This window comes from Paenibacillus sp. FSL F4-0087 (assembly GCF_038020215.1).
In the GTDB taxonomy this organism is placed as follows: Bacteria; Bacillota; Bacilli; order Paenibacillales; family Paenibacillaceae; genus Paenibacillus; species Paenibacillus taichungensis.
Window position 1 is genome coordinate 2995582 of sequence record NZ_JBBODJ010000001.1, and the last position, 14810, is coordinate 3010391.

The window sequence follows — 14810 nt, forward strand, 5'->3', positions numbered from 1 at the left end:
TTCTAAAATAATAAATGGAGAGAGAATCGAGCATTAACAAGTATGTACTGTAGAAATTAGTTATAAATACCTGATCTATATTACCTACTTCTCTTCCTTTTGGTCCTATAGTACCATTAACTGGACAGAATGTTAATCATTTTGTTTGAAAATTATGGTTTGAAAAGGGATTAATGCACTTTTTGATAAAATGTAAAAAATGAAGGAAGGGTTTGTAACCCCTCCTTCATAATAATGCTTGATACAACTTTTCGATTGTGATGACATCCGGCTCAGTAGGTAAAGCTTCTCCTGCGGAACAGGCTGCTAACATATGCCCGTGATCCAGTCGCAGGCTGAGGAATGGATAAGCGGCTGCTTCTGGCGAGTGCCAGTTCCCGTCAGCATTACGGATCATGGAGAATGAATCAAGTGGCATGGACAGGCCCATGCCGACGGCCTTGATGTAGCTTTCCTTTAACGTCCATAGACGGTAAAAGGTCTCCAGCTGCATTTCGGCGGGCTCCGCAGCCAGGAGTCCACTCTCCGTGATAGAGAAGAAGCGCTCGGCAATCTTCATGTCGATGGGCGATATTTTTTCCACATCCACACCCAGATCAGCGTCACCGCCAGAGATTAAAGCAATCCAATCGCCAGAGTGCGAGACATTAAATTGAACATCAGCATAGTTACTGAGACTGAGTGCAGGTTTGCCGTATTTGTTACGTGTAAACGAAAGTTCCCCCGGCCTCAAGCCAGTTAACTTGCTCAGCGTTACACGGGTCAACACTTCACCCAGTACAGAGCGATAAGCATCCACCTGATGTACAAAACGTGCAGCTTGTCCTCGTCTTTCCTCAGATACGTAAGACAAAAAAAGGTTCCAGTATGTCTCCGGCAATTCTGCCGGAACTTGAAGAACTTGAATCGTTATCATCATTTATCACCTGACGATGTATTCGGCATGGATTGCACACTTTCCTTTATAATCATCGGTTTATCGGGTCTGCCCGTGCCGGTTTATACCTGCTGTGTTCTTTTCCATTCTTCATGTGCAGCCTGTACCCGTCCCCACATTTCTTTGCGTTCAAGTTCTGTGTAATTCACCAACGGTTCGTGGAATTTCTCAGCCAATACGTCTTTCCACTCGGTGTAGGTTTGAATTTCCTTTTTGCGGATACCTTCACGGTCATGCGTCCGGAGCATACATCCACGTAGTTCGTTGCTTTGGAGAGCATGCCTCTGACGGAGTAAAAATGCGTTATGCCAAGGCGAATCGGCTGACTGGCTGTAGAATTCATGCTTGGGAATGAACTCCTCCATGTTGGTAAGCTCTTCGGGAGCGAAGTCGACACCCTCACTTGGCCCGTTCGGCTCATATTCAAGTCGCCATCCGCCAGGGGCAACGGATGAAGGCATTAATGTATAAGTAAACGGGGCTGATCCGTAGGTTCCATAACGAAGGGGAAGCGGTTCAAAGGGCATGCCGCCCAGACCGACGTCCACAATCCAACGTTCCACATTCGGGTCTGCATCTAGCAAAGAGACGGAAAGACCGAGATGGAACGAGTTCACACGTGGCTGCTCTCCGAATGGCTGAACTCCGGCACGATGCCAATGCACCGTATATCCCAGAGAGCGAAGCAGAACGCTGAAAGCGCCATTCAGATGAAAACAGTAACCACTGCGGCCTTGCAATATAAGCTGGACCGATTCTTGAAGATCAATGCCCGTAGGTCGACCTGCAAAAATATCGACCGTTTGCCAGGATAGATACTGCACATGTGCCTGCTGAATTTCAGATAGGAATGCCAGTGTGGGTTCCTTGATATCATGGATGCCTATCCGTTTCAGGTAGGCCATTATTTCAGTTGGAGTCAATGTAACATTCATCCAGATCACCTCGAGTCATGTAGTGAGCGTGTTATAAACTGCTGCCCTGAATTCATTGTAAAAGTGAACGGATGAAATGAATACACTGGTTTATTTCAATTGTACCGGTACAGTCTAAGAAGACACATACACATCTTTCCATCAATGGGAGCGTTATTTCTTTTTCTTGGTATGTTAACCGTTTGGAGTGGATATAGGTTAGAATATAGATAGAAAGTAGGATTAGGAGATGGAAAAAATGGCTAATGATGAAGTGATTTTGACACAGGAAGGCTTGGAAAAGCTGGAGGACGAACTGAGGGAATTAAAGACGGTGAAGCGTAAGGAACTGGCGGCGCGTCTGAAACTCGCGATCAGTTACGGTGACCTGAAGGAAAATAGTGAGTATCATTCAGCCAAAGATGATCAGGCTTTTATGGAAACACGCATTTTGATTCTGGAGAAAATGCTGACCAAAGCAAGAGTCATCACTTCGGACAATATCGACTCGAACAAAGTAAGCATTGGCTCAACCATTCTGCTTAATGATATTGAATTCGCCGAGAAGATTGAATACATGTTGGTTGGTCCAGCCGAGGCGGATGTTGCTGATAACAAAATATCGTATGAGAGCCCGCTTGGTAAAGAACTGATGGGCAAAGAGGTAGGCAGTGTCATTCATGTAAATGCGCCTATGGGCATTATCAAATATGAGTTGCTTGAAATTAAAATTTAATCCAAATAGAGGTGTTTCGGTAACCATGTAAGTGGTTGCTGGAACACCTCTTTTTTTTATTATTGCAGGATCATATTCAGCTACGTTTCTTCCGTCCATTCAGAACTTCACGGGTCATGGCATATACAACCCAGAGCAGAATCACGATATGGATCCCAGTCACCTTTGGAATTACCGATCTACAGGGCAGGGTTGGCATGCTCCTTTTTATCACATACTGTATATTAGAAAGTTCAGTGGACAACACGTCGCTGGCTGCTTCCTATGTTAAATGAAGAAGCAAGGGCCAACCTATTTATTGCATAAGTACCTGTAAATAAATAACATTTCGACAAATTTCGATTTTCGAATGACCTGACACGTGGAGTAGTATATAATTACGGGAAAACTTTAAAGTGATGGAGTAGATACGATGAATTTTAGTAAGCCTAATCTGGATCAAGACGGACCCAACAAAGGTGAACGCTTCTCGCAGGCCGGATTTATTCTGGCTGCCATTGGTAGTTCAGTGGGTCTCGGCAACATGTGGAAGTTTCCTTATATTACGGGAGAGAACGGGGGAGCGGCGTTTTTCCTGCTCTTTATCGTTTGTCTCCTGTTGATTGGTCTGCCCGTATTGTTGGCTGAACTTGCGATTGGTCGCAGCGGCAGAGGAAGCGCGGCTACGGCCTTTATTAAAGCGGGTGGGCAAAAAGGTTGGCTTGCGGCTGGATTGCTGCAAGTACTGACGCCATTTATCATTCTTTCCTTTTATGTGATCATTGCAGGCTGGACGCTGCAGTACGCAATCACGTCCTTTAGTGGCACGTTGTATAACAATCCGGATTATGCCGGACAGTTCGGTGACTTTGTTGGCGGCTATATGCCGATTGTGTGGCAACTGGTTTCGGTTCTGATTACAGGTTGGATCGTAGCCAAAGGGGTATCGAACGGAATCGAGAAGTTTAACAAAGTGCTGATTCCAGCGATGCTGGTTCTGCTCATTATCCTGATGGTTCGTGCAGTGACTTTGCCAGGAGCTGGTGCGGGAGTTTCCTTCTTCCTGAATCCAGACTTCTCGCAACTTACGACCGAATCTGCGCTGGTAGCGCTTGGACATGCATTCTTCTCCCTATCACTGGGTATGGGTATTCTTGTGACATACGGTTCATATGTTGATAAAAATCAATCACTGGGTGCAGCAACCGTTGCTGTTGGTGCGGGTGATCTGATTTATGCGTTCATTGCAGGTCTGATCATTTTCCCAACGACCTTCTCCTTCGGGATTGCACCAGATCAGGGTCCATCGCTGATCTTTGTGGCTTTGCCGGCAGCCTTCTCGGCTATGCCGCTAGGCTTCGTGTTTGGCGGGTTGTTCTTCGTGCTTCTGGCGATTGCGGCGTTAACATCGGCTGTATCCTTGCTGGAAGTTCCGGTGAAATATTTCATGGAGAGACTATCCTGGAGCCGGAGTCGCTCGGTATGGACCATCTCACTTGCCGTCTTCATCGTTGGGCTTCCTTCGGTATTGTCGCTCGGATTGTTCCCTGAATGGACGATTGGCTCGAAGAGTGTGTTCGACTGGATGGACTTTATGGCGTCCAACATTTTACTTCCGATTGGTGGATTGCTCGTTACTATTTTTGCCGGATACTTCTGGAAAAAGGCTGCTGAAGCATCCGGCTTGCGTGCAGGCTGGTTCCGGGTATGGCTGTTCATGCTGCGTTATGTAGCGCCAATTCTGGTGCTTCTGGTTCTGCTGCATACCTCAGGTATTATTCACTTCTAAACGGTTGGGCATTGGAGTGAAGCAGTAAGTTACTGTGCAGATTTGCCATTGATAAAACCTCTTGGAAGAAATGCAAAAGCCCTTGTGTTCCCTCGTCAATTTTGGGACAATACAGAGTAGAGGTTTTTTCGATAGACCGATGAGCCATATGCTTTTTGCGAAAAGAGGACAATAACATGATTAAATCATCCATATATGGATTAACATTAGAGCAATTACGTGACTGGCTGCCGGAGCATGGGCAGAAGAAATCCCGTGCTTCCCGCATCTGGGAATGGTTATATCAGGAGCGAGTGCATGATTTTACAGAGATGACGGATGTGCGTCAGGAATGTCTGGATGTCATTTCCGAGCATTTCACGATGAACTCACTGAGTGAACATGTGAAGCAGGAATCTGCTGACGGCACGGTGAAATTTCTGCTGCGTATGCAGGACGGAAATCTGATTGAAACGGTTTTAATGCGCCAAAAATACGGTCTCACTGTATGTGTAACTACTCAAGTGGGATGTAATATTGGTTGCAGCTTCTGCGCGAGCGGGCTGATCAAGAAAAGTCGCGATCTATCTGGTGGTGAGATTGTCGAACAGATTATGCACGTACAACAGTATCTTGATGCAGCTGGTCAAGGCGAGCGGGTAACTAACGTGGTCGTGATGGGAATTGGCGAACCGTTTGACAATTTCCAGAACATGACTGACTTTATTGAAGTGATCAAGCATCGTAAAGGGCTGGCGCTTGCGGCCAAACGTATCACCGTATCCACGAGTGGGCTGCCTGACAAGATCAAGGAATTTGCAGACAGCAGTCTGCAGGTAAATCTGGCGATCTCCCTGCACGCACCGAATAACGAACTGCGGACACATATCATGAAGATCAACCGGGCTTTCCCAATTGAACAATTGATGGACGCGGTGGATTATTACTTGGCTACGACGAATAAGCGTATTATGTTTGAGTATATTTTGCTTCGGGACGTCAACGATCAGCGGGAACATGCGGCCGAACTGGCTGAACTGTTGTCTACCCGCAAGAGTATGGTCAGTATCAATCTGATTCCGTACAATCCGGTGGATGAGCACAGTCAGTATCAACGGAGTACGGAAGAGTCCATTCTGGGCTTCTATGATACATTGAAAAAGAATAACATTAACGCAACTGTACGCATGGAACATGGTACCGATATCGATGCGGCCTGCGGACAATTGCGCAGTAAACAGATGAAAAACAACGCCGCTGAATCTCAGCCAGGTCGTCTGGCTTTGGGATAAGGATGTAAGCCAAGAAGTCAGGTTAACGCCTGGCTTCTTTGTCATCTTATTTACATAGTAAATACTCTCCCAATGTGGCGCTACATCTAACGAACTCTTCGCACCTAATTGCGGCAAAATACGTGAATTAGAAATGCTAACGAACTTCAATCAAGTTATTTCAGTCAAATTCACATTAAAAAGGTGCAAGTTAGGTTGCAAAAACAGAAAATAAGGTTTGTACGATTCGTTACACTCCCAAATAATTGAATCTCCATTAATAGCACGGGCTGGGTTCATTAGAAACCAAAAAGAGCATCCCAAAGTCTTGTTCTTGAACTTTGAGGATGCTCTTTTTGGTATTTATTTTAAGTTCTTGGTCATCAGTAGATGTGGAATGCCATCTTCCATGAATACGTCCGAGGCTGCCGTGTATCCGAGACGTTCGTAGAACCCTGAGGCCTGTACCTGTGCATGCAACTTGGCCTTCTCGAGTCCTTGGGCGAGTGCCATTTGCTCCAGCTTATCGATCAGCACACGACCAAGTCCGTGTTTCCGATAATCGATCATGACACAGATCCGTTCCAATTTGGCAACATTTTCGACCACACGCAGCCTGGAAGAGGCAGCGGGAACGCCGTCTACGTAGAGCAGAATATGTTTTGCTTCCGTCTCCAGTGCATCATAAGCATCGAATTCGTCCTCAGCCGGCACCCCTTGCTCTTCAACAAAAATAGCGGTACGAATGGCGAAGCAGGCGTCGAGCAATTCCTGGTTATTAGCTTCAACAATAGTTGTATTCATGAATGTTTCCCCTTTAGTCAATAGTAATTCTATTATGGCATGGTAAACTGGTAGATAGCATGAACGTATACCTGTTCCATGTGTTATCATGGTTAAAATTTAAACTGATTTAAATCAGTTATATCATCAATTATGTTGCGAATGCAACAATTTTATAGAGGAGTGAATCCATTGACTGAAAAAAAAGAAGTGTTGCGTGAAATCGGCATGATTGCCCGCTGTCTGGATTCGATCAGCAACGTTGAATTCCAACATCTAAACTTGTCTCGTGGACAGTATTTGTATCTTTATCGCATATGTGAGAATCCAGGTATTATCCCCAACCAGCTCGCTGAATTAATCAAAGTGGATCGGACCACTGCGGCTAGAGCCATTAGCAAACTGGAAGCGGACGGGTTTGTCGTCAAACAGTCGGCAATGGGTAATAAGAAGAATAAGCTGTTATATCCGACAGATGCTGGTCTTGAAGCCTGGGAGTTCATCCGCAGGGAGGGTGTTCATTCTGATCAAGTAACGCTGGAGGGCTTAACGGAGGAAGAGATCGAGATTGCGGTTAAGCTTCTGCGGCGGATGCGCCACAACATTGAAGTCGATTGGAAATTCGTCAAAAAGGGCGGCCGCCGACCTTATATGGACCAATCTGAATGAGCGAAGAGTGATATTCCAGAGCTGTAACAACACAGGAGGGAAATATGCAGGTCATGAACCGGAGAAGACTGGTGTGGTTGGTCATACTGGCGGTTGGTATCGCGGCAGCATGGATTATTTTTATGAAGGAGCGGTTTGTGATGAACGATCCATCCCCGACAGCTTCTTTTGTACAGAAACATATGACCAATTCGAATGGCACACTGGCCACCTATCTTCAGGATGCTTCGTCAGTAGATCCAAATATTGTTGCAGGTCGGGAGGCTTTGTCTGAATCCATCGGACTGTGGATGCAATACGCCGTAGCCAAGAACGATCAGGTGTTATTTGAGCAGAGTTATGATCTCTTAAAGACCTATTTCCTGATGCCTCAAAACTATATTGCCTGGAAGCTGGATACGGAAGGGAAGTCTCATGTGACCACCAATGCGCTTGGCGATGATTTTCGAATCGTTGGGGCATTATTGAAGGCGGCAGATCAATGGGAGCAGGGCCGGAAGGAGAAGCTGGCAACAGCCAATCATATTGTCCGTACACTTACGCAGTCCGTTCAGACCAAGGGGTATTATGTTGATTTTCACGATTTCGCCAATGGACATTCACCGGATATATTAAGTCTGGTTTATGTTGATCTGCAGGCGCTGCAAGCGATGGAAGAGCATGAAATGCTGGAACCAGGAATCTATACCAAATACGAATCTCTGCTGAAAAGCATGCCGGATGACGGCATATTTTACCCTAAAACCTTTAATGTTGAAACGAAAGAATATACATATGATGATACGGTCAACCTGATCGATCAGCTAATTGTCGCCAACCATTTAACGGCAACCAACCGGACGCCGGACAAGCTTATTTCTTTTCTGAAAACTGAATTCAATACCCGTCATCAGTTGCCGGGCCAATATAAACGTACGGGGCGTACACCCGCCGTATCCTATGAATCTCCATCCGTTTATGGACTCGCCATGCTGCTCGCTGTTCAAACAGGTGATCCAAAATGGGCCAAACAGCTGTATAACCATATGATCAACTTGCGCAGTCTGGATAACGCTTATCCAGGAGGGTACGTATTTGATGGCGATACACATATGTTTGATAACCTGTTCCCTTTGCTTGGTGAGACTGAATTACAAAAGTTTCTTGAAAAATGATAATTCTGTCATTTTATGTGTTTAATATTGTGTTAGCATAATATTTGTCTATTCATGTCGTAATTTGTTGAATTCTAATGATCACTATTAAATTCTACTGGAGAGAAGGTACTTATGAGGAATAAAGCACCCATTCGTCGTATTGCATGGGGATATGCCAGTTTGATCGGATTAGCCGTGATCCAGCAACTCGTTGTCTATCTTAAAATTTATATGAATCAGAGTTATACCACACTGGATGTGGTGTTTAGTATCGCAACGCTCGGTGCGCTGGTTCTTGGTTTTGCGATACCTGTCGGAGTGTCTGTCGTCGCCGGATTTGTATATCTGGTCTCTTACTTTGTCTGGCTTGTTACCTATGCAGATGTGAATGTGCTTACGTTCTCATGGTGGCTATTAATTCCGGCTAATGTGGCTGTGGCTGCTTTTATTAAGGCAAGTCTTGTGCGCAGTGCCCGTGTCATGGAACGTCTGCAGGAGCTGCAGGAACGTAATCCGCAGATTGATCCGGATACATCCTTGGGCAACAAGGAAGCTCTTACCGATACGGTCATTAAACAAAGCAATCTTGCCAGACGTTATTCGGAGCAATATGGGTTCAGCATGGCCATGTTCAAGATTGATTTTTTGCCATTGGTACTGGAGTCACTTGGTTCCGTAAGATATGCACAGTTTCTGCTGGAGCTGTCCAATACGATCCAGAAGCAAATCCGATATGAGGATTACAAGTTTTATGTGGATCGGGGACGGTTTGTGATCATTTGCCCGATGACCGATGTGGGGTACTTGCCAGTGCTTACAGGACGGATCAAAAAAGCGATGATGGATCTGCAGATGATTGATAAAAAAGGAAATGAACTACAGACGGTTATTCGATCCGGTGCATTGGTATTCCAGAAGGAACAGTTCGGCAAGTATGAGGATATTGATGCTGTTATTGCCGCGCTGGAACGGAACACGGAGACAGATCTCATTGGAGAGTATATCTAAAACTAGCGTGAAAGGAGAGATGCTCTGTGGACTACATGTCATGGTTCATCCCGATTTGTATCGCCGTCAGCTGTATGTTCGCGGTTTTTACAATTGTATTAACGATTGCCACTCTTCGCTTTCGATCCAAGGTGATTCGTAAGTACGATCGGAGGAAGGTAAGTGGCTGATTTTATATTACTACTATCCATATTTAGTATATGGATTGCCGTATTTGAATCGATAGTCATTATGGCTGGAGCCGTTCGTTTTATTCAAAAACAGGACAAAAAAGGGATTCAGATTCCTAAAAACATGGATCATTATCCAACCGTAACCGTCATGGTACCTGCACATAATGAAGGATTGGTTATTGTAGCTACCGTGGAGCATATCCTGCGTCTAAATTATCCTGAAGATAAGGTTCAGGTCATCGTTATTGCGGATAACTGCACGGACGATACAGCGGAGAAGCTGCGGACATTTCTCAGCCAAACCAGTTATGTACATCGGAATGTGACCGTTATGGAGCGTAAGGGTACGGGAGGCAAGTCTGGTGCGTTAAATGACGGCCTGGAGATATCCACGGGTGAGTGGATTTGCATCTTTGATGCAGATGCTGCCCCTGAGCGAAATTCCCTGATGTTTCTGACACAGAAGGCGTTGGAAAACCCGGAGCAATACGGTGTCGTATTTGGCAGAAATAAAGCAAGGAACCGGGGGCAGAACTTCCTTTCCAAATGCATTAATCTGGAGATTATCACATCTCAACGAGTCTACCACACAGGGCTGTGGGAATTATTCCAGCTCGGTTCCATTCCGGGGACTAATTATATTATTAAAACGGAGCTGATTCGTGAGATTGGCGGCTGGGATGTTACCGCGATCACGGAAGATACGGCTTTATCCTTTGAGATTTTGAATCGAGGGCAATTCGTTGCCCTTGCGCCCCAGGCAGAAGCCTATCAACAAGAGCCAGAAAAGGTCAGCGTGTATATGAAACAGCGTGAACGATGGGCAAAAGGGAACTATCAGGTTGTTTTGGATAATATCCATAACCTGTTCAACCGGTCCAGCTGGCGTAACAAGTTGTTGGTTATCTATTATGCGGTCAGTTACTTTTGGTTTATGCTTGCCATCATTGTATCGGATATTATCTTTCTCGTTAATCTGGTTTACCAGATCATTGCGATGTTCAAACCGGGAGTGAGTTCACCGTTCCAATTTGCCGGAGATGCGTATGTATTTCTCGTCATTGGATGGGCGTTTATGTACTTTATATATGTATTGCAGATCAATCTTGCACTCGCGGCAGACATTGGACAGAGCAATACTCGTAATTTCATATACGCCTGTGTATCCTATTTTACGTATGCGCAGCTGTTTATTCTCATCTCGATCAAAGCCTTTTACTCTTTGGTCATGGACAAGATCAAGAAACGTGAGAGCAAATGGTACAAAACGCAGCGCTTTGGCTGAGCCAGTATAACGAAAATTTACTAATGCATAGGGCTGTCTGCTGGATTATTTCGGGCAACAGCCTTTTTGCTGTAGAAACCTATGCCGATATTCTGTATAATCTTCCAGGCTGAATATGAGAGCTGGCTTCATTCCAGTAACGGAGGGGTTGCGCAATGATCGAACGGGGATCGGATTTTTACGACGATGGGGCCAATTTCGAGAAGTATATGGAACGCCGGCAGTGGCAGGAGAATGCCAATGATACGTTGGAGAAGCCTGTAATGCTGGAGTTAGTCGGAGACGTTGGGGGCAAGAGCATATTGGATCTCGGCTGTGGTGATGCGAGGTTCGGAGCAGAACTGTTGGGTCCTGAACATCGTGGTGGCAGTTATACGGGAATTGAAGGTTCAGTGAATATGATTCAGGCTGCCCATGAATCGATAAAGGGTCAGAACGCCCAGATTGAGCAAGCGTATATGGAAGATTGGAGCTATCCTGCAGATACATATGATCTGGTCATATCCAGACTGGCGATTCATTATATTGAGGATGTGGACAGCCTATTTCGCAAGGTATACCACACGTTAAAAGAGAATGGCACATTCGTATTTTCGGTAGAGCATCCTGTGATCACGTCGACGCTGCAGCCTTCGGGAGTCCGAACCAACTGGATCGTCGATCAGTATTTTGTGGAGGGATTTCGGGAGCAGCAATGGCTTGGAGGTACGGTGAAAAAAATGCATCGCTCCATCGAATCCTACTATATGGCATTACAGCAGGCAGGATTTCAAGTACAGCATCTGCGGGAATCGGCGCCTCAGCGTCAGCATTTTGTGAACGAGGAGACGTACCTGCGAAGACAGCGGATTCCGTTGTTTTTATTCCTCTCTGCCCGGAAATAGTACACAGAATACTGTGGATAATTCATAATATAGCCAAGCAGCCCAAAAACCTGTCCACATGTGGATAAGATTTTGGGCTGCTTCGACTGTTCTGACTGTGAATAGATATAGAAAATTATTTATACGATGCTCTGACATAGACACGTTCTCCATGTCGATCCACATCCACAGGTGCTTCAAAAAAGTTACTCAGTACGTCTTTGTTCATCAACTCGCTGGTTAATCCGCTATTCACGATCTCGCCCCGCCGGAGCAGCAGGCTGTGACTGAACACAGGCAATATTTCCTCCGTATGATGAGTCACGTAGATGAGCGAAGGGGTATCCGGCTTCTGCGTTAGCTCACTGATACTTTCAAGTAGCCGCTCTCTGGAGAACAGATCGAGTCCATTGCAGGGTTCGTCCAGAATGAGAACACGCGGGTTAGCCATCAGGGCTCGGGCAATGAGCAGCTTCTGCTTCTCCCCCTGAGAGCAGGTGCGGTATTCGCGATCCCACAGATGCTGACAGCCGAGTGTATGCATCAATTCTCGTGCCTGATCCAGATCATCGTCTGAAAGTTTATCGTACAGTCCGATCGTGGCGTGTTTGCCGCTGATCACGACATACTGGGTGCGGTCGGTGCCATACAATTTCTCCTGAAGGGAGGAGCTGACCCAGCCAATCGACTTTCGCAGCTCACGCAAATCCACATCCCCGTAACGGTGTCCGAGCACGGATATCGTACCTTCTGTGGGCCAAAGATATCCGGTGATCATGTTCAAGAGTGTGGTTTTACCGGAACCATTCAGGCCAAGCAATGCCCAATGTTCGCCTTCGTTTACATGCCAGCTGACATCGTTCAGCAGGGTGATGGGTCCCCTTTTCCAAGTAACATGCTGTACATCAATGATCATGGGTTATTCCTTCCTTCTAATTAGCCTCTGTCTCGATTATCCTGACCTTATTGTAGTCACAAAACGACTGACGTTTCAATGCATATTAGGCGTTTCTTGGCCGATCCCGGCGCAGGAATACAGCACACACCCCTAGCAGCGGCAAAAAAGAACATAGCTTGATGACGAATGAAATGCTGGTCACATCAATCAGGGAACCGAGCACAACCGAGCCGAGTCCCGCCATGCCGAACGACAGGCCGAAGAACAATCCCGATACCGTCCCAATATGACGCGGAAGCAATTCCTGTGCGTAGACAATGATGACACTGAAGCCGGACATCAGAATCAGACCGATGATGCCGCATAATACCATGGATAGAGCAGGTCCCGCATAAGGCAGCAACAGTGAAAATGGTGCAGTACCCGCGATGGAGAACCAGATCATCGGTTTACGTCCATAACGGTCAGCCAGTGGGCCGCCGAGCAAGGTTCCAACCATACCCGCAAATTGTAGAACGAACAGGCAGATCTGGGCCCGCGAAAGAGGTAGGTTATACGCATCCGCGTAATAAAAGGCATAGTACCCGGTCATACCGGCAATATACACGAATTTGGAAAATAGCAGCAGGATGAGAATACCCATTGTAAAAGCGATAAATCCCCGACTTAAGGGCTGGGCAGTAGGCTGCACAATGCCATTTGCCTGTACAGACTGTTGCTGACGGCTGCGATTATCCGCCAATTTGTCTCTATACCAACGGCTAACGGAAGACTGGATAATGATCCCGATTAGGGCAAAAGCCATTAGCCACAGAAAACTAAGCTGTCCATGCGGGAGCAGGATAAAGGCAACCAGCAACGGGGCGAGAGCCTGACCTGTATTGCCACCGACCTGGAAGATGGACTGTGCCATTCCACGTCCTCGACCTGCCGCCAGATGGGCGACGCGTGAGGATTCAGGATGCAGGATGGATGAGCCTATCCCAATCAATGCTGCGGAGACAAGCAGCATCCATAACTCAGAAGACAAGGCAAAGCCGAGAACACCGATCAGGGAGAACAACATGCCTCCGGGCAGTAGGATTGGCATGGGCTTGCGATCAGACATATAACCGACCAGCGGCTGTAGAACCGATGCGGTAATATTCAATGTGAAGGCAATCCAACCCATCTGGGCGAAACTGAGCTGCATGGTCTGCTGGAACAGCGGAAAAGCAGACGGAACAACGGTCTGCATCGCATCATTCAGCAGATGGGCGAAGCTGACCCCGGCAAGCGCCCAATTGGCGGAGTGATTGATTTGCATTTTGCTTACAGCGGCTTGTGCCACGGGAGATCACCTCGAATTATTTTTTACCATGATAAAAGATACGGACAGATATTGTCTTTGTGAAAAGTGCTTGGAAAGTGAGCACGATTTGCTATAATGTCAGCAGGTGAGGAAACGATGGAATTAAATATGATGCTGAATGGATTGGAATTGTGGAAGGCCTCTGGCGGATTCGCCAATGAACCCCATGTGCATGATGATTGGTATCAGGTTACGTTGCCTGTAAGAGGACAATGTCATCTAGTGCAGGAACAGCATGCTTATCCACTACAAGCAGGACTAGGGATTATTGCACATCCCCGGATGGAGCACTTTTTCGAGATTGGTTCGGATTCCGCGGTTATCGTTATCAAGTTTCGTAATCCGCCAGTTGGCAGCTTGGAGGATTCAGGGGGGCAAGGGGTGCAGACCGAATTTCGGACTACGCAAACCTTCGATCCTGCTGAAATTAGCAGACTGTTTCGAGGCTGGAACGCCATTTTGCTTGACGATGCGCCTGAACCATTGCAGATACAGGAAGCAGAGCTTGCAGTAGAGACATATCTTAGACGGATGCTGACTGGTCAACCGGATGGGAGTAACCTGACGCTGGCAACCGCAGGAATAGGTGTGGCGGGGAGAGTGGGGGCTGGCCTGGTTTATGGGCAGCTTCAGAATCTGTATCAGCAAACAAGCAGCCACGGCGGCGCGTTCATCGACCCCCATCTGCGGCGCGTGCTGGAGTATATACACAGTGACTATACAAGTCCAATGGACATTGAATCGATGGCGGCGGTTGCGCACCAGAGCAGATATCATTTTATGCGTTCCTTCAAGGCGCTGACAGGTTCAACGCCGTATCAGTACGTACTGAATTTGCGTGTGGAGGAAGCCACCCGACGACTGCGCCATACAACAGATTCAGTGACCACCATCAGCTTTGGGCTGGGGTTCTCCAATGTCAGTCAGTTCTACAGGGCGTTTCAGCGCGTGACGGGTGTAACACCGATGGAGTATCGAAACCAGATGTAGAAGCCGAAGAGGTTGAAACCAAGGGTGAACGTTTCAAAAATAAAACAAT

Annotated in this window: 14 protein-coding genes; 9 read left to right on the forward strand and 5 right to left on the reverse strand. The window is 46.7% G+C overall.

The window, feature by feature from the left end:
* Nucleotides 1-226: 226 nt before the first annotated feature.
* Both MHB84_RS14020 and MHB84_RS14025 read right to left on the reverse strand, forming a co-directional pair.
* On the reverse strand, nt 227-916 hold the full coding sequence (locus MHB84_RS14020) for a 4'-phosphopantetheinyl transferase family protein (protein ID WP_076287311.1): 690 nt from the start codon (nt 914-916) through the stop codon (nt 227-229).
* Between the two features lie 83 nt (nt 917-999).
* Nucleotides 1000-1872, reverse strand: coding sequence for an arylamine N-acetyltransferase family protein (locus MHB84_RS14025; RefSeq protein WP_076287312.1), 873 nt, complete (start codon nt 1870-1872; stop codon nt 1000-1002).
* Nucleotides 1873-2110: 238 nt separating this feature from the next.
* Here MHB84_RS14025 and greA point away from each other — a divergent pair, with 238 nt between their 5' ends.
* The 3 genes from greA to rlmN all read left to right on the forward strand — a co-directional run bounded on the left by greA (nt 2111) and on the right by rlmN (nt 5626).
* A complete protein-coding gene (gene greA, locus MHB84_RS14030; RefSeq protein WP_063565893.1) occupies nt 2111-2587 on the forward strand; it encodes a transcription elongation factor GreA in 477 nt (158 codons plus the stop codon).
* Between the two features lie 412 nt (nt 2588-2999).
* Nucleotides 3000-4355 (forward strand): sodium-dependent transporter, encoded by a 1356-nt coding sequence (locus MHB84_RS14035; protein WP_076287313.1) that lies wholly within the window; start codon nt 3000-3002, stop codon nt 4353-4355.
* A 176-nt stretch (nt 4356-4531) separates the two neighbouring features.
* Complete coding sequence (rlmN, locus tag MHB84_RS14040) at nt 4532-5626, forward strand: 23S rRNA (adenine(2503)-C(2))-methyltransferase RlmN (protein ID WP_076287314.1); 1095 nt, start codon at nt 4532-4534, stop codon at nt 5624-5626.
* A 342-nt stretch (nt 5627-5968) separates the two neighbouring features.
* Here rlmN and MHB84_RS14045 read toward each other — a convergent pair whose 3' ends face one another.
* Nucleotides 5969-6409 (reverse strand): GNAT family N-acetyltransferase, encoded by a 441-nt coding sequence (locus MHB84_RS14045; protein ID WP_076287315.1) that lies wholly within the window; start codon nt 6407-6409, stop codon nt 5969-5971.
* 141 nt (nt 6410-6550) lie between these two features.
* Here MHB84_RS14045 and MHB84_RS14050 point away from each other — a divergent pair, with 141 nt between their 5' ends.
* The 5 genes from MHB84_RS14050 (at nt 6551) to MHB84_RS14070 (ending at nt 11543) form a co-directional block, all read left to right on the forward strand.
* On the forward strand, nt 6551-7057 hold the full coding sequence (locus MHB84_RS14050) for a MarR family winged helix-turn-helix transcriptional regulator (protein WP_064641639.1): 507 nt from the start codon (nt 6551-6553) through the stop codon (nt 7055-7057).
* A 53-nt stretch (nt 7058-7110) separates the two neighbouring features.
* A complete protein-coding gene (locus MHB84_RS14055) occupies nt 7111-8211 on the forward strand; it encodes a glycosyl hydrolase family 8 (RefSeq protein WP_341143047.1) in 1101 nt (366 codons plus the stop codon).
* 114 nt (nt 8212-8325) lie between these two features.
* Nucleotides 8326-9201, forward strand: a complete 876-nt coding sequence (locus tag MHB84_RS14060; protein WP_076287317.1) for a diguanylate cyclase domain-containing protein — start codon at nt 8326-8328, stop codon at nt 9199-9201.
* Nucleotides 9202-9363: 162 nt separating this feature from the next.
* Complete coding sequence (locus MHB84_RS14065) at nt 9364-10659, forward strand: glycosyltransferase family 2 protein (protein ID WP_076287318.1); 1296 nt, start codon at nt 9364-9366, stop codon at nt 10657-10659.
* Between the two features lie 155 nt (nt 10660-10814).
* Nucleotides 10815-11543 carry a class I SAM-dependent DNA methyltransferase gene (locus tag MHB84_RS14070; protein ID WP_076287319.1) on the forward strand — a complete coding sequence of 243 codons (729 nt, stop codon included), beginning with the start codon at nt 10815-10817 and terminating at the stop codon, nt 11541-11543.
* Nucleotides 11544-11658: 115 nt separating this feature from the next.
* Here MHB84_RS14070 and MHB84_RS14075 read toward each other — a convergent pair whose 3' ends face one another.
* Nucleotides 11659-12438 (reverse strand): ABC transporter ATP-binding protein, encoded by a 780-nt coding sequence (locus MHB84_RS14075; protein ID WP_076287320.1) that lies wholly within the window; start codon nt 12436-12438, stop codon nt 11659-11661.
* Between the two features lie 85 nt (nt 12439-12523).
* The gene (locus MHB84_RS14080; RefSeq protein WP_083678723.1) at nt 12524-13750 is read right to left on the reverse strand and encodes an MFS transporter; all 1227 of its coding nucleotides are present in this window, start codon (nt 13748-13750) and stop codon (nt 12524-12526) included.
* A gap of 117 nt (nt 13751-13867) precedes the next feature.
* On the opposite strand from MHB84_RS14080, the gene MHB84_RS14085 reads away from it, so the two are divergent.
* The gene (locus MHB84_RS14085) at nt 13868-14761 is read left to right on the forward strand and encodes a helix-turn-helix domain-containing protein (protein WP_076287321.1); all 894 of its coding nucleotides are present in this window, start codon (nt 13868-13870) and stop codon (nt 14759-14761) included.
* Nucleotides 14762-14810: the final 49 nt, after the last annotated feature.